This window comes from Nocardia sp. GP40 (assembly GCF_050434125.1).
GTDB classification, from domain to species: Bacteria; Actinomycetota; Actinomycetes; order Mycobacteriales; family Mycobacteriaceae; genus Nocardia; species Nocardia albiluteola.
Genome location: NZ_JBNPVW010000017.1, coordinates 52,518 through 73,397 on the forward strand (window position 1 = coordinate 52,518; position 20,880 = coordinate 73,397).

Annotated in this window: 19 protein-coding genes; 11 read left to right on the plus strand and 8 right to left on the minus strand. The window is 68.6% G+C overall.

The features are described 5' to 3' along the window. Positions 1-276: 276 nt before the first annotated feature. On the minus strand, positions 277-1,335 hold the full coding sequence (locus ABH933_RS37645; RefSeq protein WP_429425234.1) for an alpha/beta hydrolase: 1,059 nt from the start codon (positions 1,333-1,335) through the stop codon (positions 277-279). Between the two features lie 349 nt (positions 1,336-1,684). Here ABH933_RS37645 and ABH933_RS37650 point away from each other — a divergent pair, with 349 nt between their 5' ends. Continuing rightward, complete coding sequence (locus tag ABH933_RS37650; protein ID WP_429424925.1) at positions 1,685-3,166, plus strand: aldehyde dehydrogenase; 1,482 nt, start codon at positions 1,685-1,687, stop codon at positions 3,164-3,166. Positions 3,167-3,288: 122 nt separating this feature from the next. Here ABH933_RS37650 and ABH933_RS37655 read toward each other — a convergent pair whose 3' ends face one another. Then, positions 3,289-4,599 (minus strand): aspartate aminotransferase family protein, encoded by a 1,311-nt coding sequence (locus tag ABH933_RS37655; protein ID WP_429424927.1) that lies wholly within the window; start codon positions 4,597-4,599, stop codon positions 3,289-3,291. Between the two features lie 133 nt (positions 4,600-4,732). Here ABH933_RS37655 and ABH933_RS37660 point away from each other — a divergent pair, with 133 nt between their 5' ends. Both ABH933_RS37660 and ABH933_RS37665 read left to right on the plus strand, forming a co-directional pair. Further along, positions 4,733-5,608: a TIGR03621 family F420-dependent LLM class oxidoreductase gene (locus ABH933_RS37660; protein ID WP_429424929.1), complete on the plus strand. Its 876-nt coding sequence runs from the start codon at positions 4,733-4,735 to the stop codon at positions 5,606-5,608. A gap of 235 nt (positions 5,609-5,843) precedes the next feature. After that, positions 5,844-6,329: a hypothetical protein gene (locus ABH933_RS37665; protein WP_429424931.1), complete on the plus strand. Its 486-nt coding sequence runs from the start codon at positions 5,844-5,846 to the stop codon at positions 6,327-6,329. Positions 6,330-6,386: 57 nt separating this feature from the next. On the opposite strand, the gene ABH933_RS37670 is transcribed toward ABH933_RS37665, so the two are convergent. Next, positions 6,387-8,018: an FAD-dependent oxidoreductase gene (locus ABH933_RS37670; RefSeq protein ID WP_429424933.1), complete on the minus strand. Its 1,632-nt coding sequence runs from the start codon at positions 8,016-8,018 to the stop codon at positions 6,387-6,389. 167 nt (positions 8,019-8,185) lie between these two features. Next, positions 8,186-8,887, minus strand: coding sequence for a TetR/AcrR family transcriptional regulator (locus tag ABH933_RS37675; protein WP_429424935.1), 702 nt, complete (start codon positions 8,885-8,887; stop codon positions 8,186-8,188). A gap of 88 nt (positions 8,888-8,975) precedes the next feature. Between ABH933_RS37675 and ABH933_RS37680 the strand changes: the two genes are divergently transcribed. Beyond that, positions 8,976-9,383 (plus strand): site-specific integrase, encoded by a 408-nt coding sequence (locus ABH933_RS37680; RefSeq protein WP_429424937.1) that lies wholly within the window; start codon positions 8,976-8,978, stop codon positions 9,381-9,383. A 378-nt stretch (positions 9,384-9,761) separates the two neighbouring features. Then, entirely contained in the window at positions 9,762-10,379 is a 618-nt protein-coding gene (locus tag ABH933_RS37685) for a hypothetical protein (RefSeq protein ID WP_429424939.1), read from the plus strand. 170 nt (positions 10,380-10,549) lie between these two features. Here ABH933_RS37685 and ABH933_RS37690 read toward each other — a convergent pair whose 3' ends face one another. Next, a complete protein-coding gene (locus ABH933_RS37690; protein WP_429424941.1) occupies positions 10,550-10,987 on the minus strand; it encodes a hypothetical protein in 438 nt (145 codons plus the stop codon). A 221-nt stretch (positions 10,988-11,208) separates the two neighbouring features. Between ABH933_RS37690 and ABH933_RS37695 the strand changes: the two genes are divergently transcribed. The 5 genes from ABH933_RS37695 to ABH933_RS37715 all read left to right on the plus strand — a co-directional run bounded on the left by ABH933_RS37695 (position 11,209) and on the right by ABH933_RS37715 (position 15,640). Further along, positions 11,209-11,598 carry a hypothetical protein gene (locus tag ABH933_RS37695; RefSeq protein ID WP_429424943.1) on the plus strand — a complete coding sequence of 130 codons (390 nt, stop codon included), beginning with the start codon at positions 11,209-11,211 and terminating at the stop codon, positions 11,596-11,598. Positions 11,599-11,996: 398 nt separating this feature from the next. Beyond that, positions 11,997-12,965, plus strand: coding sequence for a quinone oxidoreductase family protein (locus ABH933_RS37700; RefSeq protein ID WP_429424945.1), 969 nt, complete (start codon positions 11,997-11,999; stop codon positions 12,963-12,965). 639 nt (positions 12,966-13,604) lie between these two features. Further along, positions 13,605-14,285 carry a hypothetical protein gene (locus ABH933_RS37705; RefSeq protein WP_429424947.1) on the plus strand — a complete coding sequence of 227 codons (681 nt, stop codon included), beginning with the start codon at positions 13,605-13,607 and terminating at the stop codon, positions 14,283-14,285. Then, on the plus strand, positions 14,282-14,827 hold the full coding sequence (locus ABH933_RS37710; RefSeq protein ID WP_429424949.1) for an alpha/beta-hydrolase N-terminal domain-containing protein: 546 nt from the start codon (positions 14,282-14,284) through the stop codon (positions 14,825-14,827). The genes ABH933_RS37705 and ABH933_RS37710 overlap by 4 nt, the downstream gene beginning before the upstream one ends. 60 nt (positions 14,828-14,887) lie before the next feature. Then, entirely contained in the window at positions 14,888-15,640 is a 753-nt protein-coding gene (locus ABH933_RS37715; protein ID WP_429424951.1) for an SDR family oxidoreductase, read from the plus strand. A 251-nt stretch (positions 15,641-15,891) separates the two neighbouring features. Here the strand turns inward: ABH933_RS37715 and ABH933_RS37720 are convergent, their stop codons facing one another. From ABH933_RS37720 to ABH933_RS37730, 3 genes are all read right to left on the minus strand, one after another. Beyond that, a complete protein-coding gene (locus ABH933_RS37720; protein WP_429424953.1) occupies positions 15,892-16,746 on the minus strand; it encodes a lysophospholipid acyltransferase family protein in 855 nt (284 codons plus the stop codon). A 406-nt stretch (positions 16,747-17,152) separates the two neighbouring features. Next, entirely contained in the window at positions 17,153-17,812 is a 660-nt protein-coding gene (locus ABH933_RS37725) for a response regulator (RefSeq protein ID WP_429424955.1), read from the minus strand. 43 nt (positions 17,813-17,855) lie between these two features. After that, a complete protein-coding gene (locus ABH933_RS37730) occupies positions 17,856-19,178 on the minus strand; it encodes a sensor histidine kinase (RefSeq protein ID WP_429424958.1) in 1,323 nt (440 codons plus the stop codon). 314 nt (positions 19,179-19,492) lie between these two features. Here ABH933_RS37730 and ABH933_RS37735 point away from each other — a divergent pair, with 314 nt between their 5' ends. Further along, positions 19,493-20,854: a M20/M25/M40 family metallo-hydrolase gene (locus ABH933_RS37735; protein ID WP_429424960.1), complete on the plus strand. Its 1,362-nt coding sequence runs from the start codon at positions 19,493-19,495 to the stop codon at positions 20,852-20,854. Positions 20,855-20,880 lie beyond the last annotated feature (26 nt).

Consider the following 20,880-nt stretch of genomic DNA (forward strand, 5'->3'; position numbering starts at 1 on the left):
TTTCACTCGTTCGCTGGAACTGCAACGGCACCGATTGAACATCACCGAACGGCGGTCGGTGTAACGACACACCGCGAGGACAGGCGGGGTAAAGCGTGCGCAAGCGCCGTCGCGAACGGCGTATGCGGGCGATTTGCCACGTCTGGGGGCGGCGGATCTTCGCCGGACCGCGTCGTCGGTGATTCGGATCTTAGTAGCGTCCGCAAGTGTGCGCCACGAGCCGAGACCTGCCGCAGGGGTCCCGCATCCTGCGGCGGACGGTCGGGAATGCCGAATTTACAGGCCGAGCCCGGCGACGAGCACCGGCCAGGACTTGATGAACGCGTCGTTCCAGTACCCCCAGGAGTGGGTCCCGGTGGGGGTGTAGTCGTAGGTGGCGGGAATGCCGAGCTGGTCCAGCCGCGACTGCAGGTTGTGGGTACAGGCGTTGACGCCCGCCTCGATGAGCCCGCCCAGCACGATCTCGTTGGCCAGCGTGCCGGGGGTGTGGCCGGCGCCGTAGGAGAGGAAGGGACTGTCGAGGGTGTCGTGCTTGCCGGGCAGCCCGCTGCCGGCGGAGATGAACAGCCGGGTCCCGCGCAGCTGCTCGGCGTGCAGGTACGGGTCGTTGGCGGCCCACAGCGGGCTGCCGGGCGGGCCCCACATGTTGTCCGGGTCGCCGTGACCCCACGTGGAGATCTCGGTCTGGACCACGCGCTGCCCGAGCGGATCGCTGGTCTGGGCGCAGCCGCTGTAGGAGGCGATGCCGCGATACAGACCGGGTTTGTGGATGGCCAGCGCCAGCACCGACTCCCCGGCCATCGACAAACCCGCGATCGCGTTGCGACCGTTGTCGCCCAGGGCCGCATCGACCAGCGGCGGCAGCTCCTCAGTGAAGAAGGTGGTCCACTTGTTGCGGCCCAGTACCGGATCGTCCCGGAGCCAGTCGGTGTAGGCGCTCCAGGCGCCGCCCATCGGCTGCACGATATTGGCGTTCTTGTCGTTCAGGAACCCCATGACGTAGGTCATCGTGGACCAGCTGTCGCCGTCGGTGCCGCCGCCGGATCCGTTGAGCAGGTACAGGACCGGGCGCGGCACGGAGGTGTCCGCGGGTCGCTGTACATCCACGTCGACGTCCTTGCGCATCGCCGCCGAATGCACGTGCAGGACCAGATGGCGCTTGTCCTGCACGGTCAGCCCGGTGATCGCCGAACCGTCCGCCGCGGTCGCTGCGGCGAGCACGTGTCCGGAGGAGATGATCGGATCAACCGGCGCGGCAACGGATTCCGCGATGCCGGTGACACCCGCCAGCGTCGAGGTGATGGTGGCGACGACGGCGAGCGCGGCCGCGCGCATCGCGTATCTGGTTGTCAACTCGGCAATCTCCGTACAACAGCGATGGATTCGATGCCGCCGCGGCGGCGCACCCACTTTCGCATACTTTCCTGAGACCGCTCGCGCGCCGGTGTCCCCGCGGGCAGGTGGTGCGCACAGGCGGCAAGTGTGCCTCGGATGCAAGAGCGCACGGGCTGCCGTGGGCGCGGACGCGCAATCGCGAATCCGATGGGTGGACAAATGTCTATATGGGTGCCCGGCCGGGTCTGTAGGTTGGATTTCGAGACCGTTCGGAAGTGACCGCGCGCCCGGTGCGGCGCCCGGGAGGCGAGCGGTCCGACCTCGGAGCGACGTGGAAAGGGTTGGCGCGGTGACACAGAGCGCGACCGGATACCGGACCGAATACGACAGGCTGTTCATCGGAGGCTCCTGGGTGGAGCCCGCCTCGGCGGAGGTGATCGAGGTGCGTTCCCCGGCGACGGGGGAGCGGGTGGGGCAGGTGCCACTGGCGGTCGAGGCCGATGTCCGCGCCGCCTGCGCCGCAGCCCGCACGGCCCTCGACGAGGGGCCGTGGCCGCGCATGACGCCCGCCGAGCGCGCCGCGGTGCTGGGCCGGGCCGCGGCTCTGCTGACCGAGCGCGCCGCCCAGTTCAAGCAGCTGCTGACCCTCGAGACCGGCCAGCCCGCGAGCATCGTCGAGATGATCCAGTACGGGCCGGCGCTGGCGAGCCTGCAGTACTACGCCGGGGCCGCGGACAAGTTCACCTGGCGCGAGATCCGCGACGGCATCTATGGGCAGACCCTGGTGACCCGCGAGCCGGTCGGCGTGGTCGCGGCGATCGTGGCCTGGAACGTGCCGCTGTTCCTGGCGGCCAACAAGCTCGGCCCGGCCCTGCTGGCCGGATGCTCGGTCGTGCTGAAACCCGCTGCGGAGACTCCGCTTTCGGCCAACGCATTCGCCGAGGTATTCGCCGAGGCGGGGCTGCCGGCTGGGGTGCTGTCGGTGGTGCCCGGCGGACCCGAGACCGGCCGCGCCCTGACCTCGGATCCGGAGATCGACAAGTTCAGCTTCACCGGCAGTTCGGCGGTCGGCCGCGAGATCGGCAAGATCGCCGCCGACCGGCTCAAGCCCTGCACCCTGGAGCTGGGCGGCAAGTCCGCGGCCATCGTCCTCGACGATGCCGATCTGGACGCCTGCGTGCCCATGCTGCTGTTCTCCGGCGTGATGAATGCGGGGCAGGCCTGCGTCGCCCAGACCCGCATCCTGGCGCCCCGCGAGCACTACGCGGAGGTCGTGGAGAAGATCGCCGCCGCGGCGGCGGCCAGCACCGTGGGCCGCCCGGACGATCCGTCCGCAACGATCGGCCCGCTGATCTCCGAGCGCCAGCGCGACCGCGTGGAGGGCTACATCCGCACGGGTATCGAGGAGGGCGCCCGCCTGGTCACCGGCGGCGGCCGCCCCGAGGGCCTGGACGGCGGATGGTTCGTGCGGCCAACGGTTTTCGCGGACGTGGACAACTCGATGACGATCGCGCAGGAGGAGATCTTCGGCCCGGTGCTGGTCGTGATCCCCTACGACACCGAGCAGGACGCGATCCGCATCGCCAACGACTCGAGCTACGGCCTGGCCGGCAGCGTCTGGACCACCGACAACGAGCGGGCGATGCGGATCGCCGCGCGCATCCGCACCGGCACGTACGCGGTGAACATGTACGCCTTCGACCCCGGCTCGCCGTTCGGTGGGTACAAGAACTCCGGCATCGGCCGCGAGAACGGCCCCGAGGGCATCGAGGCATACTGCCAGTCCAAGAGCCTGCTGCTGCCGTTCGGCTATACGCCGCAGCAGGATTGAGCCGCGCGCGCCGCCCGTCGAAAGAGAGGTGGGCGGCGTCGCGGATCGCTCGGAGGGCTAGGCGTACCTCCGCATTCGCTCCGGCCATGCGCGGTTTCGGACGGCTTCGCCGACGGCGCCCATCAGGCGGCGTCGCCGATCGCTTTGTCCAGGATCGAAAGTCCCAGTGACAGTTCGTCTTCGGTGGCAGTGAGCGGCGGTGCGATGCGGAAGACCCCGCCCATGCCCGGCAGCTGCACGATGTTCATGTGCAGCCCCAGCTCGAGGCAGCGCTGGGTGATGCGGGCGCCGAGCTGGTCCGCGCTGTGCCCGGATTCGGGATCGGCGGCGAGCTCCAGACCCATCAGCAGTCCGCGGCCGCGGATATCGCCGACCGCGGTGTGGCGCTCGGCGATTCGGTCGAGCCCGGCGCGCAGGAACGCGCCGAGTACGGCGGCTCGCTCATCGAGGCGCTCGCGTTGCAGCACGTCGAGCACGGTATTGCCGACGGCGGCGACCAGCGGATCGGAGACGTGCGTAGTCAGGAACAGGAACCCGCGCTCGTGGGCGCGCTGCTCGATCTCGTCGCTGGTCAGGACCGCGGCCAGCGGCAGGCCCGCGCCGAGGGTCTTGGACAGGGTGAGAATGTCGGGCACGATGCCGTCGCGTTCGAAGGCGTACCAGGATCCGGTGCGGCACAGGCCCGTCTGGGCCTCGTCCAGGATCAGCAGCATGCCGCGCTCGCGGCACTTGTCCCGCAGCGCGGCGAAATACCCGGCGGGCGGATCGATCACGCCGCCGGAGCTCAGGATCGGCTCGACCAGGCAGGCGGCGAGGCTGCCGGTGGACTGGGCATCGATCAGCTCGAATCCGAAGTCGAGCTGGCGCCGCCAGTCGAGTTCGCCTGTGGCGGTGGTGAAGTCGGGCCGGTAGGCGTTCGGCACCGGCAGCACGAAATTGCCGGGGGCGGCCGGGCCGTAGCCCTTGCGCCCGGCGCTGTAGGTCGCGCCCGCCGCGCCGAGGGTCATGCCGTGCCAGGAGCGGGAGAACGAGACAATCTCGTGTCCGCCGGTGACCAGTTTGGCCATCCGGATCGCCGCCTCGTTCGCCTCGCCGCCCGTGGTCAGCAGCAGCGCCCTGGTCAGCGGCTCGGGCAGCGTCTCGGCCAGGCGGCGGGCCAGATCCACCACCGGGCGGCTGAGCATGCCGCTGAACAGATGATCGAGCTCGCCCACCTGCCGTCGCACGGTCTCCACGATCTCCGGATGCGAGTGCCCGAGAATGGCGCTCATCTGCCCGGAGGTGAAATCCAGGATCTTCCGGCCGCTTTCGGTGTAGAGGAAGCTCCCGGAGGCCCGGGCGACCAGCTCGCTGCTGAAACCGCCCGGAGTGTAGCGCACCAGGTGCCGGGACTCGTCCGCGGGCTGGGGATTGTCGGACATCGAAGCAGACATATCCCCGACGCTACGTGCGGCGGTGCCGTTCCGTCCATGCTTTGCCCGCAGGAGCAGCCCCGGGCCGAATAACCGGTGTCTCGGCGGGAACGGACCGAGTACCGTGCGAACCATGGATCAAGATCGAAATGACATGACAGCACGTCCGTTTCGGTTCGCCGTAGGTTTCGCGACCCCCGGCTCCCGGACCGAGTGGCGCGAGCGGGCGCGACGGGCCGAGGATCTCGGCTACACCACAGCTCTGGTCGCGGACCACCTCGGCCTGATGTCACCGTTCCCGACCATGGTCGCCCTGGCGGAGGCCACCGAGCGCCTGCACGTCGGCACCATGGTGCTCAATGCCGGGTTCTACCGGCCCGCGTTGCTGGCCCGCGACGTGGCCAGCACGGATCTGCTCACCGACGGGCGATTCGAATTCGGTATCGGCGCCGGACCCGATTTCGCCAAGCCCGAGTTCGAGGCGGCCGGGCTGCCGTTCCCGAGCGGCCGGGCGCGCATCGAGTTCCTGCGCGAGACCCTCGGTGAGATCCGGGCCCTGTTCGCGAACGGTCATCAGCCGCCGGTGCAGCGCCGAATTCCGGTGCTGGTGGCGGGAAGTGGAGATCGGCTGGTGCGGGTGGCCGCCGAATACGCCGATACCGTGGCGCTGGCCGGAGTCGCGGTCGATCCCGGCATCGATTCCGCGGAGGCCGGTGTGGCGGCGCTGGCCCGGCGTGTGGAGTTCGTTCGCGAGGCCGCGGGGGAGCGTATCGCCGAGATCGAGATCGGGTTGACCGTGCAGGGGGTCGACGTCGCCGGTCAGGGCGCGGCCGATCTGTCGATTGCGAGCATGTTCAACCCGCAACTGTCCGAGGCGCAGCTGCGTTGCCTGCCCGGTGTGCTGCACGGGTCGGCGGCCGAAATCGCCGATACACTCCGGCATTACCGCGACGCGTACTCCGTCACCCACTATTCGGTGCCCTCGTCCCAGCTCGACGCGTTCGCGCAGGTGATCGAACAGCTTCGGTGATCGTCGCGGTGTCCAGGGTGGAGATTTCTCCACCCTGAGGACGTGAAAGATCCGCCCGTCGGCGCAGGATCGGCGGCGTCGCGGCTCCTACCGTTGGGGACAGTCGATCAGCGCGGTGCCGAAACCCCAGTGCGGCACCCGCTTTCCAGTCCCCGAGAGGTGGAGATCCGCCATGAGCGGTGCGTTGCAAATTGTCCTGATTATCGCGGCCGTCGGATACATCCTGGTCCGGCGGATGATCGGCGAGCAGGCCGAGGCGCGGCGGATGCTGATCCTGCCTGCGGTGCTGGTGATCATCGGGCTCTCGGATGTCTCCAAGGACGTGAAAACTCCTGCGGCAGTTGTGATTCTGGTGGTAACCGCGGCGATCAGCGTGGCGATCGGAGCATTGCGCGGTGCGTCGGTCCGCATCTCGACGCGCGAGGGTGTGGCCTTCGTGCAGTACACGGCCTTGACGGTGATCCTATGGGTGGCGAACGTGGTGATGAAGTTCGGTGCCAATGCGGGCCTGCGGGCCATCGACCCGCACGACAGCGCGGCACTGAGCAACAGCCTGATGCTGACGCTCGGCGCGGGTATGCTGATCGAGGGACTGATCGTGCTGGCCCGGGCTTTGCGCGCCGACCACCGGGTCGTGTGGCAGGCCGGTAAAGACGGTGCGCCGCACCAGATGTCGCCCTTCCTGGACGACATCCAGCGCAACTTTCGTGACCGCCGCTGAATCGGCGCCCAGTGAGCCGGTGTGAGTGTGATCCGTTGTCAGAGAGACGGATTCCGCTCACATTGGTATGCTCGTCGCCGGTTCGCGGGAGTCCTGTCCGCCATCCCCGGGCGCTGCCGAGGCGGCCGCGGCGACGACGCTGAGTGCCTCCGTCAGTGCAAGAGCCGGGTCGACGGGAGCCTGCACCGCGCGCCAGGCGATGTAACCGTCGGGCCGCACGAGGGTCGCACCGGCCGCATCGAGGCCGTACGCGGCCGGGAATGCCTGCGGCTCAACCACTGTCACCTCTCCGCCGATCCGGACGAAGCGCACCGGGATGCCGAGCTGGGCTGCCGCTGTGGCCGTTGCCGCGGTCCAGCGCTCGTCCTGGGACATCACCACCCAACCGGGTTGGAACAGGTCCAGCGTGGAGTGGGCCTGCCCGTCGAGGAGGATCTCGAGGTGCGGGGCGCGAGTGCCCGGCTGGCCGGCCCACTGCGAGGGCGTGCGCGCGGGTGGTAGGTCGTCGCCGGCGCCTATGACCGCCGCCGACCGGTACAACTGGCCCAGCTCGATGGCGGCGTCGTCGAGAACCTGCACCGCGGACTCGGGAGTCTTCAGGTACGCCTTGTAATCGGCGCGGGCGAAGAGCTGGTCGTGGCGCAGGTTCGCGATCGGGCGGCGCTCTGCGTCGTAGGTGTTCAGCAGTTCGGGGCCGGACTGCCCCGCCAACACCGCCGCCAGCTTCCAGGCCAGGTTGTGCGCGTCATCGATGCCGGTGTTGGCGCCGAAACCGCCTCGGTTGGGTGGCAATTGGTGTGCGGCGTCCCCGGCCAGGAACACCCGTCCGGCGGAGAAGCGCGTGGCAATCAGGGCGGCGAGCTCCCAGCGACCGGTGGTGACGATCTCGACCGGGATGTCGTCGCGCCCGATGGCCCGGTGCACCGCCCGGACCTGCTCCTCGGCGGACCGCTCGACGTCGTCGCCGAGCATCAGCACCCACCGCCCGTCCGAATAAGTGGTGAGGAAGGCCTGGAAATCGGGCTGCTCGATCTCGAACTGCACGACGCCCTTCTCGAGGTATGCCTCCAGCGCCGGTGCGGTGAACAGGATGCTGCGCTGCACCGAGAGCAGTCCCGCGCCGTGTCGGGCAATACCCAGTGCCTCGCGGATCGGGCTGGTCGCGCCGTCCGTGGCCACCACATACCGTGCGCGCAGCCGGTATTCGTGGCCGTCCGCACGGCGGCGCAGGGTGGCGGTTACCCCGTCGGCGTCCTGGGCGAGGTCGAGCACCTCGGTGCCCGTCCGCAGGTCCGCGCCGAGCTCACGAGCCCGCTCGCGCAGGATCGGCTCGAGCGCGTCCTGAGCAATGGCCGTCGCGTGCACGGGCGATTCCTCGGAGCCATAGGAGCCGCCCTTCCCACCGGGCGTCCACGGGTACTCCTCGAGCCAGGCGCCGGCCAGGCTCTCCGCACGGGCTCGCCGGGGTGGCTTGATGTTCTGGACCGAGGCGGGCAGTTCGACCCCGGTTGCTCTGAAGTGCTCGAGGGTGCGGGTGGTGTAGCCGATGGCTCGTGGGTGCAGTGAGCTGCCGAGGTGCTTCTCCGCGAGCACAACGGGCACGCCATGCCAGGACAGGAAGACCGCGGCGGACAGGCCGACGAGGCTGCCGCCGACTATGAGGACCGGAGTCGTTTCGGTGGTGGGCATGATGAACTCTCCTTGCGGTCGATGGGTAATAGGGCAACGGAAGATGATGGGGGAGTGGGCATTCGAGGATGGGACAGCACCCGAGGAGTGTGGCCATCGAGGAGTGGGCGGCATTCGCGCCAGGGCTCGGGCCGGTACCCGGAATGAAACGAGTGCCCGGCGATGCGCTAGGTCTGCGGGTCCGTGCGCGGTGTGGCGAGGATTCCGTTCAGCAGCACGTCGAATGCCCAGTCGACCCGGTCCTGTCCGGTGCCGGTGAACAATTCCCGGCCCAGCGCGGTGACGCGCGGGTAACGATCGGGTGGGGCGTTGTCGACGGCGGCAACCAGCGCGTTGAACTGGCCCGCGGCTGCGTCCGGATCCTCACCCTCGCTCGTGTGCTCGGCCCCGGTCGCGGTGGCAGATTGCATGAGCAGGTCCACGGCCCACGACGCCCGCCGATCGTCGATTCCGGCCTGATGCAACAGCGCCAGCAGCGCCTCGATCAGATCCAGATATCGCGGACCGGACGGGCGGGTAAGCAGCGCCGAGCGTGCGAGCGGGGGATGGGCGAGCAGCACGCCCAGGTACGAGCGCAGCACCAGCCGCATCCGGTTCTGCCAATCGCCCTCGGCCGCAATGGGATGCAAGTCGACGTCGGCGAGCAGCTCGTCCAGGACCGCCGCGCGCAGCTCGGCCGCGTCGCGGACGTAGACGTACAGCGACGCGGCCCCGGTGTCGAGCTCGGTGGCCAGCCGCCGCATCGTCACCTTGTCCAGCCCCTCGGCGTGCATGACACGCACCGCCGCATCCACGATGCCCTGCCGGGTCAGTGCGGGTTTTGCGGGGCGATCCCGGCGACTCCGAATCTCTTGTTCCCTGTCTCCCATGCTCTCAGTTTAACGAACATGTTCGTTGCGAACAAGTACGTAACGAACATGTTCGTCACCGCTGGCGCGATTGAGGTTGTTGCCGCGGATGCTGGTCGGTCGCAAGTCCGGGCCGCTGTTCCTCACCGACCGCAAGGCCCGCCCAGCGGTCGCGAAGAACGACGTCGACCCGGCGACAGGGCGGGCGCGCCTGTCGTGTCGGCGTGCGGCCGAGCTGTTCGAGGCCCACACCGAGCGCTTCGACGATGGCCCGTACACACTGCACCGGCTACGGCATTCCCGGCTGACTCACGCCGCGGAAGAGGGCGCGTCGACGCCGGTGCTGATGAAGCTGTCGGGGCATACCTCGGTGCGCAGCCCGCGAGGTACGCGAAGGTATCCGACGAAGGGCTACGGCGTTATCAAGCAGACAGCGACCCCGCCGCGCGGCGCCGGCCAGGCCGTTGATGTTGTCCGCCGACCCGTCGTCTCGGGGTCGCGGCAGAACGGCAGGTGACCGCTCGTACGGGCCGCTGCTCGCCCGTCCGATAGCTGGTGGAGGGTAGTTATTCCGTGCGCTCTTCGGATGGTTGGTCTGCAGGTCCGGGACGAGCGTCTGTCGAACACCGAACGGGCGGGTAGGTCAGCAACTGTTCAGCTACTATCGATGTCGTGGTAGGTGCGGGGCATGGATTCTGGCGGAGCCGAGGCTTGATCGAGGCTTCGATCAAGCGGGATGGAATGGTTGATCGTGACATCGCTCGGACTTGGGCGCAGCGCATGGCAGCGGTCTGCCGATAATGCATGCGCGAGTTTACCAAAAGTTGCATTGATCAAGGAAATGCCTGCTCATCCATAATCGCAACGATAACCCAGCGGATTAGGAGGAGGACAAATGGTAAATGCATCCTGCAAGCTCCCGTGGGACGAAAAGAATGCGGCCTTGTTCAAGGGCGGCCAGGTATGGCACACCGACTGGCCGGGCCAAACGGTAGACATTGCGCAATGGGTCGGGCGGGACTTCACCGGCGACTTCCCTTCCTGGAAAAAGGTCGATGCAGCCCTGCAGCTCCCGTGGAGCACGAGAAATGCGGCGCTGTTCAACGGTGACGAGGTATGGCACACCGACTGGCCGGGTCAGACGCTACGCATCGTGGACTGGGTGGCGCGGAACTTCACCGGTAAACTCCCGTCCTGGGACAGCATCGATGCTGCCTGCAAGCTGCCGTGGGACACAAAGAATGCGGCCTTGTTCAGGGGCGATCAGGTATGGCACACCGACTGGCCGGGCCAAACAATAGACATCGCGCAATGGGTCGGGCGGAACTTCACCGGTAACTTCCCATCCTGGAAAAAGGTCGATGCAGTCATGCAGCTCCCGTGGAGCACTAGAAATGCGGCGCTGTTCAACGGCGATCAGGTATGGCACACCGACTGGTCAGGTGTGACGGAAAATGTCGCCACCTGGGTCCGGCAGAATTTCAGCGGGAGCCTCCCGAACGGTTGGAATTGAGCAACAGCGGCCCCGCTGCACACCTGAGGTCAACCGGCTGCGAATTGCGCTGATGCGAAAGGTGTAGTCGGCCGACCAGCGAGCCGGCGCCGACCGACCGGGCCATTGAGTACTCCGTGCTGCGCCCACGGACAGCAGCACGGAGTACTGGGCCCACCGACAGCGGTGGTTCAGCCGTCGTCGCGGGCGTCGGGATCGCGTAGCGGTCGGTGGGTTCCGCCGAGGTCGGGCGGGCGGAAGGCGTAATGCCCGTCCAGGCCGATGTGGCCGCGCGCGAACGCCGACAACCGGGCCGCGTCATGCTCGCGGACCGGATGGTCCTGTGCGCGAAGCTGTTCCACGGCCCGGTCGCTGTAGACGGTGCGATCAGCACCTTCACCGTCGCGACCAGCACCGCCAGCCGATACTCGGGCGGCTCGAGCCGGCACAGCTGGGGCACCGGCGAAGATCGCTTTCGGGCCGTCACCGGTCATCCACGACTGATCCGCGATCCACACCGACAACTCCGCCTCGACCAAGCCGAACGAGACCAGACCGCACTCCCGCTGGATCTCCCAGGCATGCTCGAGCTTGGTTTTCCCCGATCCACATAACTCTTTCCAGCTCAACCCGCGAATACGACCCGAACCGGCCGTAACCCTCATCCGTCACCGCGACATGAAATCACCTGCCAGCCAACGCCGTTGGCCGAATCAAATCGCTAGCGCCGGATCTGGCGAAACTGTTCCTCGACCCCCTGGTCATGTCTTGCAGTGGCAGACGCGGCGTTTGCGCATAGGGTGAGTCCCGTAACGGCGGGTGTCGCCGGAGTCGACCGGAGGGAGTGCGGGTGCGCCGCATGCTGATCGCGCTGTCCATGATTGCCGCGGTGGTGTTGACCCTGTCGGTCGCGGCCTGTTCCGCGCAGGGGAATGCGCCGAGTGCCCAGGCTCCCGCGTCGGCCGAGGGCACCGTGAAGGTGCAGGCCGGGACCGGCACCGAACGATTCCCGGTCCCGATGGTCGCGGTGGGCATCAGCGCATGCTCCGCGAGCGCGGTCCTGGCCACGCTGACCACCGGGCACGACGGCGCCGCGACGCGGAGCTTCCCCGTCGGGTGCTACCGCGCCACGGTCACCTCGGTGCCGGACGGTTGTCAGGCCGACGCCGTGGCGAACACCCAGGTCGATGTGAAGGCTGCGGACACGGCCACGGCGAACTTCCTCATTCACTGCGCCTGATCGTCCCCCGCCTCGGCGGGGGAGGGGTCGAATTCGCCAGGCGCCCTGGGGATCGGCGCATCTCGTGGCTGACTGATGCGGGGTAGGGGCCGCGCGGCTTCCGTGCGCGTAGTGCCGGCACGGCGAAGGCGGCATCGATTCGGATTCTCGATGGGTTCGCCCTCATCCGCGGACTGCTGTTTTGGAAAATATCAATATTCTTATCGACCTATGCGCATCTAAATATGAGTCCGCCATTTAGCGTGTCAAGCCGAGGACCAATGAAAGCAGCAAGGAAGGGACAGGGGTCATCTGATTTCGAGGCGGGGAGCCCGTCACCACGGTGGTCCTGCGACACTCGGCGCACGGAGGGGGCACCGCGCGCCGGTGGTTACCGATAGCCTGCCTACGATCGAGCGATGAGAGCGCTGCGATTCGATCGGTTCGGTTCCCTCGATGCGCTGGCGCTGCTCGATGTGGACGTGCCCGCGGTGCACTCGGGTGAGGTGCTGGTGCGGGTGCATGCGGCGGGGGTGAATCCGAGCGATGTGAAGAATGTGCTGGGCGGGTTCCCGTACACCACGGTGCCGCGGACGCCGGGGCGGGACGTGGCGGGGGAGGTGGTCGACGGTCCGAGGGCGCTGATCGGGCGGCGGGTGTGGGCCAGCGGGCGGGAGCTGGGGTTTCTGCGTGACGGTACGCATGCGGAGTATGTTGCGGTGCCCGCGGACGGGGTGGCGCGTATGCCGGAGAAGCTCACCTTCGCCGAGGCGGCATCGGTTCCGGTGCCGTACGTAACCGCGCTGGAGGCCCTGGATCGCGGCGGCGTGCGTGCCGGAACTGCGCTCGTGGTGATCGGTTCCGGGGCGGTGGGGTCCGCGGCGCATGCGCTGGCCACCGCGCGCGGCGCCCGGGTGGCGGTGGGGGTGCGGCGCACGGAGCAGGCTGCCGAATTGGTGCGCGGCGGGGTGGATGCGTTCGCCTTCACCGATCCCGAGGGGTTCGCGGCGGGGGTGCGGGAGCGCTGTGCCGAGGGCGCCGAGGTGGTCTTCGACAGCACCGGATTCCATTTGCCCGCAACGGTTCCCGTGCTTGCGCCAGGTGGTCGCATCGTGGTGATCGCCGCCCCGGCGGACGGGCACGAGCGGGTTCCGGTGCGCGAGCTGTACCGGCGCGGTGGGTCGCTGATCGGCGTGAACTCGTTGCTGCACGACACGGTGGCGACGGCCGCGGCGCTGGAGACGCTGACCGGGTTGTTCGAGTCCGGTGCGCTGGCCGTGCCCACCGGGATCGAGCTGCGCTCGCTGGACAGGGCGGTGGCGACATATTTCGACCTTGCCGACGGCGTGCCGGCGAAATTCGTTCTGACGCCGACGGATCGGATCTGAGCGATCGACGGCCGGCTCGAAGCCGACGCGCGGTCGGGGACACGCGCGAAGAAATCGGCGACCGGGAATGCCAGATCATCTCAGGTTTTTCTAAGAACTATCGTGAATTCGGGCAAATAGGTCGACGAAAGGACGGTGATGGTGATTAGCGAATCATTCGCCGTGTTTGGTTGGCGGTCTATTGTCGGCCACGCCGTGGGCTCGCTGCCCTCGCAGTTGTTCGGTCGGTTGAGTCCGTGAAAGTGGATGTGTGCCTGTGTATCAGGAGAAGAGCCGGTCGCGTGGGGGCTGCCCAGACGTGAGTGGTGGCGAGTAGTGAGTCGGACATCGGCCATAATTGCAGAAGGTTTGCCACATGATGGCATGCGATTATGTGCATCAATAACGACTTGCTGGCCATAGGAATCACTGCCCGTCCCGCGGCCGCGGGATGCCTGTGATCAGGGGTGCATCTATCCGCCTCGACTACCGCAAACGGCCTTCCATCGCCTACCTTCGATGACCGTGAGTGAAGTAACACCCGCGCGACCGGACGTCTCTCTCGGCTCGACGCCCTCCACCCCGCCGGTTTCCGCCCGGAGACGTGGTCGGTGGCCCGGGTGGAGATACGGCCCGCTACGGCGGGTGCGCGCGGGGCATGTGCGACAGCACCTGGGCGCGGTCGTGATGGCGGTGCTGACTGCTACCATCACGCTCGCCTTCGCGCCGCCGATGCACGCCTCGGCCGCCGCGACCGATCCGCGGTCGGAGAACGCGGTGGCGCGGGCGGCGGTAGCGGACCTGATCGGCCCGCATCCGTGGTCGGTGGTGTTGCCGAGCGATTTCGCCGCGGGCGCGGGATATCAGCCGATCGTGGAGCGCGGGCTGCTGGTGGATCCGCTGGGTGAGTGCTCCTCGCCGATCCAGTTGCCAGCGGAATTCAAGACGGCGTGCCGGGCGCACGATCTGGGATATGACGTGCTGCGCTACGCCGAGCGGCGGCACGCGCCGCTGGGGGCGTGGGGGCGGCAGGCGATCGATGCGGTCTTCCAGCAGCGCATCCATGCCGCGTGCCAGGTTCGCTCGAACACGATGTCCGAGACCGGGTGCGAGGTGATGGCGACGATCGCCACCACCGGTGTGGATCTGAATTCGCGTCGGCAGAACTACGCGACACCGGAGCCGGAGTACATGTTCGGTATGCGGTTGTCGGGCAAGCACATCGACGCTCAGCTGTGGCATATGGGCGGGCCCGCCGCGCTGGGGGTGATCGCGGCGTTGGTGATGGCCACGGTGCTGGCGGTGGTGTGGCGTCGCAGGGTGCGGAGGGCGGTTCGATGAGCGGGATGCGGGCGATGACGCGGCTGCGGCCCCGGGTGGGCACGATGCTGGCGGTGACGGCCGCGACGGTGTTGTCGTTGCTGCCGGCTGTGCTGCCGCGCACCTCGGCGACGCAGGCGGTGCTGACGGGCGTGCTGGGCGCGATGGCGATCGGTATCGCCGGTGTGCTGCGGACCGTGCTGCGGCGGCGCGGTTTCGATCTGGAGGAGCGCTGGGGCACGCATCGGGTGCCGGTGATGCTGGTGTGTGGTTTCGCGCTGGCGGCCGCGACAGTGAACGCCACGCACTGGCAGAGTGGGCTGCGGGCGGCGATGTCGATGGCTCCGGTGGGTCCGGAGTACTGGTTGCGCGCGGCGGTGGGCGCCGCCATTGCGGGTGGGCTGCTGGTGTGGGTTTTCCGCGGCGTGCGCGGGCTGCTGCGGCTGCTCACCGGTAGCGGTCGACGGGCGAACGTGACCGTCCTACCGGAGTCGCTCCCCGATGCGGTGGATGTGGAGCGGCCGGAGGAGTTGGCGGCGTCGGGTGCGCACGGGTCCGTCTAATCGATGACGTGGCCGGCGCCCGGCCCCGTTGTGCCGGTGTGTTCGGCTACCCTCGGGCGAGTGTCCGAATCGAAGTATGTCCTCGTCACCGGCGCGGGAACCGGCCTCGGCCGCGCGATCACGGTCGCATTGACCGCCGCGGGCCATCACGTCCTGGCCGTCGGCCGCACTCCGGCCACCCTGGAGGCGGCCGTCGCGGCCGCGCACGGTCCGGGTACCGCTGCCGCGTGGGTGACGGACGTGACCGATCCCGAGGCGGTGCAAACGCTGTTCGGCGAGGTCGAAAACCGTTGGGGCCGACTGGATGTGCTGATCAACAACGCGGGGTTGTTCGGGGCCTCCCAGCCGGTCGACGAGGTCTCGGTGCGGGATTGGCAGCGGGTGATCGATACGAATCTGACCGGTTCGTTCCTGTGCGCGCGGGCGGCGTTCGGGTTGATGAAGCGCCAACTGCCCGGCGGCGGGCGGATCATCAACAACGGTTCGATCTCCGCGCATGTGCCGCGGCCGAACGCGGTGGCGTACACCGCGAGCAAGCATGCGGTGACGGGGCTGACGAAGGCGCTGGCTCTCGAGGGCCGCGCTCACGACATCGCGGTGGGTCAGATCGATATCGGCAATGCGGCCACCGAGCTGACCGCCGGAATCGCCGCGGGCGCAGTGCAGGCGGACGGGAGTGTGCGGCCCGAGCCCACCATCGATGCCTCGCATGTGGCCGCGATGATCGTGCAGACGATCGCGCTGCCATCGGAGGTCAACGTGCCGTTCCTGACCGTGATGGCGAACGGCATGCCGTATATGGGCCGGGGCTGAGCCGTGGTTCCCGACCGGCCGCTATCGGGAGGACCGTTTTCGCACCGGTAAATCGCCATCAGTCGGACGTGGGGCGCTGGAAATCAGCGATATGGCCGGACACCCACTGCCGGTAGTCGCGAGGAGATTCGCCCACGAACTCCGCCGCCGACACCTACGAGGGTGGCCTGCGTGCACTGGTCGACGGGCTGCTCGCCGGCGTGTCGCGGCCGGTCGGGTAACGAGTGATGATCGCGGTCGGCGTGCGGGTTTCAGACCGGTACCAGGTCGGCCAGGCCGGACAGCGGTCCCGGTAGGCGCGCGAGGTGGGTCTTGATGCCGGTGGCGACGGGGTTGGGTGTTTCGGCGCGCAGTCGGTCGAGTTCGGTCTGCATGGTGGTGACGGTCTGGTCGTAGCAGGCGTCGACGGTGTCGGGGTTCTCTGGGTCGCCGGGTTCGGTGGACCAGTGCAGCGGCGGCAGGAAGCTGACCTTCACCGAGGCGGGTAGCGGCACCTGCGGCAGGATGGGGGCCACGCCGAAGGGGACGCCGAGGGTGTAGGGAAAGACCTTGGCGCGCACCAGTTTATCCAGGCCCAGGAGCCGGGCGGTGCGTTCGCCGCGGCTGAGCACGAAGATCGCGTCGTGGCCGCCGTTGGCGACCGCGGGGATGACGGGGATGCCGTGTTCGAGGGCGAGGCGGATGAAGCCCTTGCGTCCGGCGAAGTCGATTCTGCCGCGGTCGGTCCAGGGGCGGCAGGCCTCCCAGTCGCCGCCAGGGTAGACCATGACCGCGCCGCCGTCCTTGATCGCGGCGGTGGCCGCGTCGCGGCAGGCGGGCAGGACTCCGACCGAGCGCAGGTTGTCGCCGAGAATCGGTGTGCGCAAAAGGATGTCGTGTGCGACGCCGCAGCTGGGCGCGCCGGGGCGGTGCTCGATCATCGACATGTAGGTGATCCACGCCTCGGGGGCCCAGTAGATGGAGGAATGGTTGCCGATGACCAGCGCGGGGCCGGAGGTCGGCAGGTTCTGCAGGCCGGTCACCCGGGGGGTGAAGTAGTTCATGTACGCCCGCGCGACGGAGAAGAGGGGATGGTCGAGGTCCGGGATCGGCAGGGGGGTGCTCATGGGCGGGGTTCCTGTTCTGCTTCGATGGCGCGCAGGTGGGACGCGTGCGCTGCCCGGGCCGGATCCTCTCCCTGGCGTGCGCGCCGGTTCTCCCCGTTGTCGTTCTTGCCGGCGTTGCTGCCGGCCCCTGTGGATTTCGGCGTCGCAGATACGCCAGTGATCATCGAGCGACACTGAAATGCCCTCGGTCACATCCCCGTTGATAGCCCCGATGGGCCGCGTATGCGGTCCGGTCCGGCGGGCGTGTCGCGATCTTCGTCGACCGCACCCGCACTGTCCTCCTGCAAAATCGACGGTAGCAGGCAAGCGCTTGTTAGGTGGGGACTGTGTGCTATCCCACTCTGTAGCAGCACAGTCGAGGACAGCTGGCGAATCTATAGCTAACTTGATCGGTGGCGGCAGCGGGCTAGGGTGTGGGGCGGACGAGCCCGTGCTGGTGGGCGTACACGACGGCGTGGATCCGGTCGCGAACACCGAGTTTGGCCAGGATCCGGGACACGTGCGTCTTCACGGTCTCCTCTCCGACGCACAGGGCCGCGGCGATTTCGCTGTTGCTGCGGGCGTCGGCGAGCAGCAGCAGTACCTCGTGCTCGCGGGCGGTGAGGGCGGCGAGTTCAGGCGGTTCGGGGGCGGTGGTGAGGGTTCGGGCGAAGCGGCCGGCCAGGCGGCGGGTCATGGACGGGTCGATGATCGCGTCTCCGCGCGCGGCGATGCGGACCGCGGCGATGAGTTCCTCCGGGGGCAGGGTCTTGAGCAGGAATCCGCTGGCTCCGGCCTGCAGCGCGCGGGCCAGGCTGGTCTCGCTGTCGTAGGTGGTCAGTACCAGCACCCGGGTGCCGCCGGCGGCGACGATGGCCTCGGTGGCGGCCAGGCCGTCGAGTTTGGGCATGCGCACGTCCAGGATCGCGACGTCGGGGTGGAGCCGGGCGGCCTCGGCGACCGCGCTGCGTCCGTCGCCGACGTCGGCGACGCACTCGGTGTCGGGATGGGCCTCGACGACCGCGCGCAGGCCGGAGCGGAACATGCTGTGGTCGTCGGCGATCAGGACGCGGATCGGGGTGCTCATCGGCGGAGGTGCTCGTCGGCGGTCCGGAGGTGGGCGGGGATGTTCACAGTCCTCCGATGGGGATGGAAACGGTTATGCGCCAGCGGCTCTCGGATTCGATGCGATCCGGGGCGTGGCTGGCGGGTGTGGCGGCGGGGATGATGCCGTATTCGACGGTGCCGGTGAATAATTCGGCGCGGCGGCGGATGCCGTCGAGGCCGCGATGCAGGGAGTTGCCGGTATCGGCGTGCGCGGCAACGGGGTTGGTGCCGGTGATGACCACGAGATCTGCGCGTTTGTCCAGTTGGAGGTGTGCGCTGCCGTTGCCGTGGCGCAATGCGTTGGTGAGCATTTCCTGCACGATCCGGTAGACGGTGACGTCGAGCGATTCGGGCAGTGCGGTGTCGGGGCCGGGGGTGTGCAGCTCGAGTTCCAGTCCGGCTTCGCGGACGTGCGCGGCGAGTTCCTCGATGTCGGCCAGTCCGGGCTGGCGGCGGCCGGCCTCGTCGCGTCCGTGCAGCAGATCGAGTTGGCGGCGCAGGTCCACCATCGCCGCGCGGCTGCTGGCCTCGATCGCCGCCAGGGAGCGGGTGGCGGGGCCGTGGGCGGCGCCGGTGGCGAGTGCCAGTCGTGCGGCGCCGGCGTGGATTCCGATGGCGCTGACGTGGTGGGAGATCACGTCGTGCAGGTCGCGGGCGATGGCCTCGCGCTCGTCGGACAGGGCGCGGTCGAGGGCGGCGCGCTGTTCGTGCCGGCGCAGGTGCTCGCGTTGTTCGAGTTCGGCGGTGTAGGCGCCGCGGGCGGTGGTGTAGCGGCCCACCATCCAGGGCAGGACGCCCGTGGAGACCGCGGCGATGGTCAGCAGTCGCGGGTCGCGGGCGTGTGGTCCGGCGGCGATGAGCATCGAGCCCACCGCTCCCGCGCCCAGCAGCGGGACGATGATCAGCGAGGCGCGTCCGGACAGCCATGCGCCGGCGCGGTAGCCCGCGATCAGAAAGCCCATGTCGCCCAGGCGTACCGGCAGGTCGTGATCGTGCAGCAGCGCGGTGGCGGCGAGCCGCAGGATCACCTGTGCGACGGCGACGAATCCGGCGGTGGCGGGCGGTGCGGCGAAGGCCAGGTCCGCCCCGACGATGGGCACCGTGAGCGCGATCGCGGGCAGCGGTGCGACGGGGAAGATGCCGGACAGGGCGAAGGTCACGATGTCGATCAGGGCGGTGGCCACCGCGACCAGGATGGACTGGCGCGCGAGGGATCGCAGCACGGCGGTGAGGTCGCGGTCCTGCGCCGAACCGACGTCGTGGACCGAGGCGAACAGGTGCGGGAGCCGCCACTCCCGGCTCGTCCACCGGTCGGCACGGCGTCCTCGGGCCGGGTTGGAAAGCACGTCACGGACGATACCCGCAGGCCACGGCGGGATCGTCCCGCGCGCGGGGGATGGGGGATCCCCCGCGCGGACCACGGGTGGCTGGCGCGTCCGGCGGCGAGGAACGACGCGGTGCGGCCGCCCCCGTTCGCGGCGGATTCGCCGGAGGCGTGAATGGCGGTGCGCCGTACAGGGGTCCGGCGAGCATGGCGTGCATGCCGCTGTGCAACGCCGACGGATGTGGCGCCTGGATGCGGTGGCGCGGGGGTGAATGGTTCTGCGCGGGCTGCGGGCAATCGGTGGCGTATGGGTGTGGCAGTGGTAGGAAGGTGAACGTGTCTGCAACCGGCGAAGCAACCCCGTCCGAAGCCCCGTCGCGTGCGGTATCGGAGGTGGTGGATCTGGTCAGTGCGCTGATCCGGTTCGACACCTCCAACACCGGCGATCTGGCCACCACGAAGGGGGAGCGCGAGTGTGCGCAGTGGGTGGCCGATCAGCTGCATCGTGCGGGGTACACCACCGAGTACGTGGAATCGGGTGCGCCCGGTCGGGGGAATGTGTTCGCGCGGTTGGCCGGGGCGGATTCGAGCCGGGGCGCGTTGATGATTCACGGGCATCTGGACGTGGTGCCCGCCGAGGCGTCGGACTGGAGTGTGCACCCGTTCTCCGGTGCGGTGCGCGACGGTTACGTGTGGGGTCGCGGTGCGATCGATATGAAGGACATGGTCGGCATGATGCTGGCCGTGGCGCGCCAGTTCAAGATCGAGGGCACGGTGCCGCCGCGGGATCTGGTGTTCGCGTTCCTGGCCGATGAGGAGAACGGCGGGCGGTGGGGTTCGCAGTGGCTGGTGGACAACCGGCCCGATCTGTTCGAGGGCGTCACCGAGGCGGTAGGGGAGGTCGGCGGGTTCTCGCTGACGGTGCCGCGCCGCGACGGCACCGAGCGGCGGCTGTATCTGGTGGAGACCGCGGAGAAGGGGCTGGGCTGGATGCGGTTGCGCGCCAAGGCTCGCGCCGGGCACGGGTCGTTCCTGCACGAGGACAACGCGGTCACGATTCTGGCGCAGGCGGTAGCGCGGCTGGGCACGCACACCTTCCCGCTGGTGCTGTCGGAGTCGGTGACCGAGTTCCTGGCGGCGGTCTCGGAGGAGACCGGGATCGAATTCGATCCGGCCGGGCCCGATATCGAGGGGCAGCTGGCCAAGCTGGGCACCATTTCCCGCATCATCGGCGCCACGCTGCGCGATACGGCCAATCCGACGATGCTGCAGGCCGGGTACAAGGCGAATGTCATTCCGCAGACCGCGGAGGCGGTGGTGGACTGCCGGGTGGTGCCGGGCCGTCAGGCCGCGTTCGAGCGCGAGGTCGACGAGCTGATCGGCCCGGACGTGGAACGGGAGTGGATCACCAAACTCGATTCCTACGAAACGACTTTCGACGGCGATCTGGTCGATGCGATGAACGCCGCGATCCTGGCGCACGACCCGGACGGGCGCACGGTGCCGTATATGCTGTCCGGTGGCACCGATGCGAAGGCGTTCGCGCGCTTGGGGATTCGCTGTTTCGGGTTCGCGCCGCTGCGCCTGCCGCCGGAGCTGGACTTCTCGGCGCTGTTCCACGGCGTGGACGAGCGGGTTCCGGTGGATGCGCTGGAATTCGGCGCCAAGGTCCTGGAACACTTCCTGCTCAACAGCTGATGATCCCGCCACTCCCGAAAGGACTC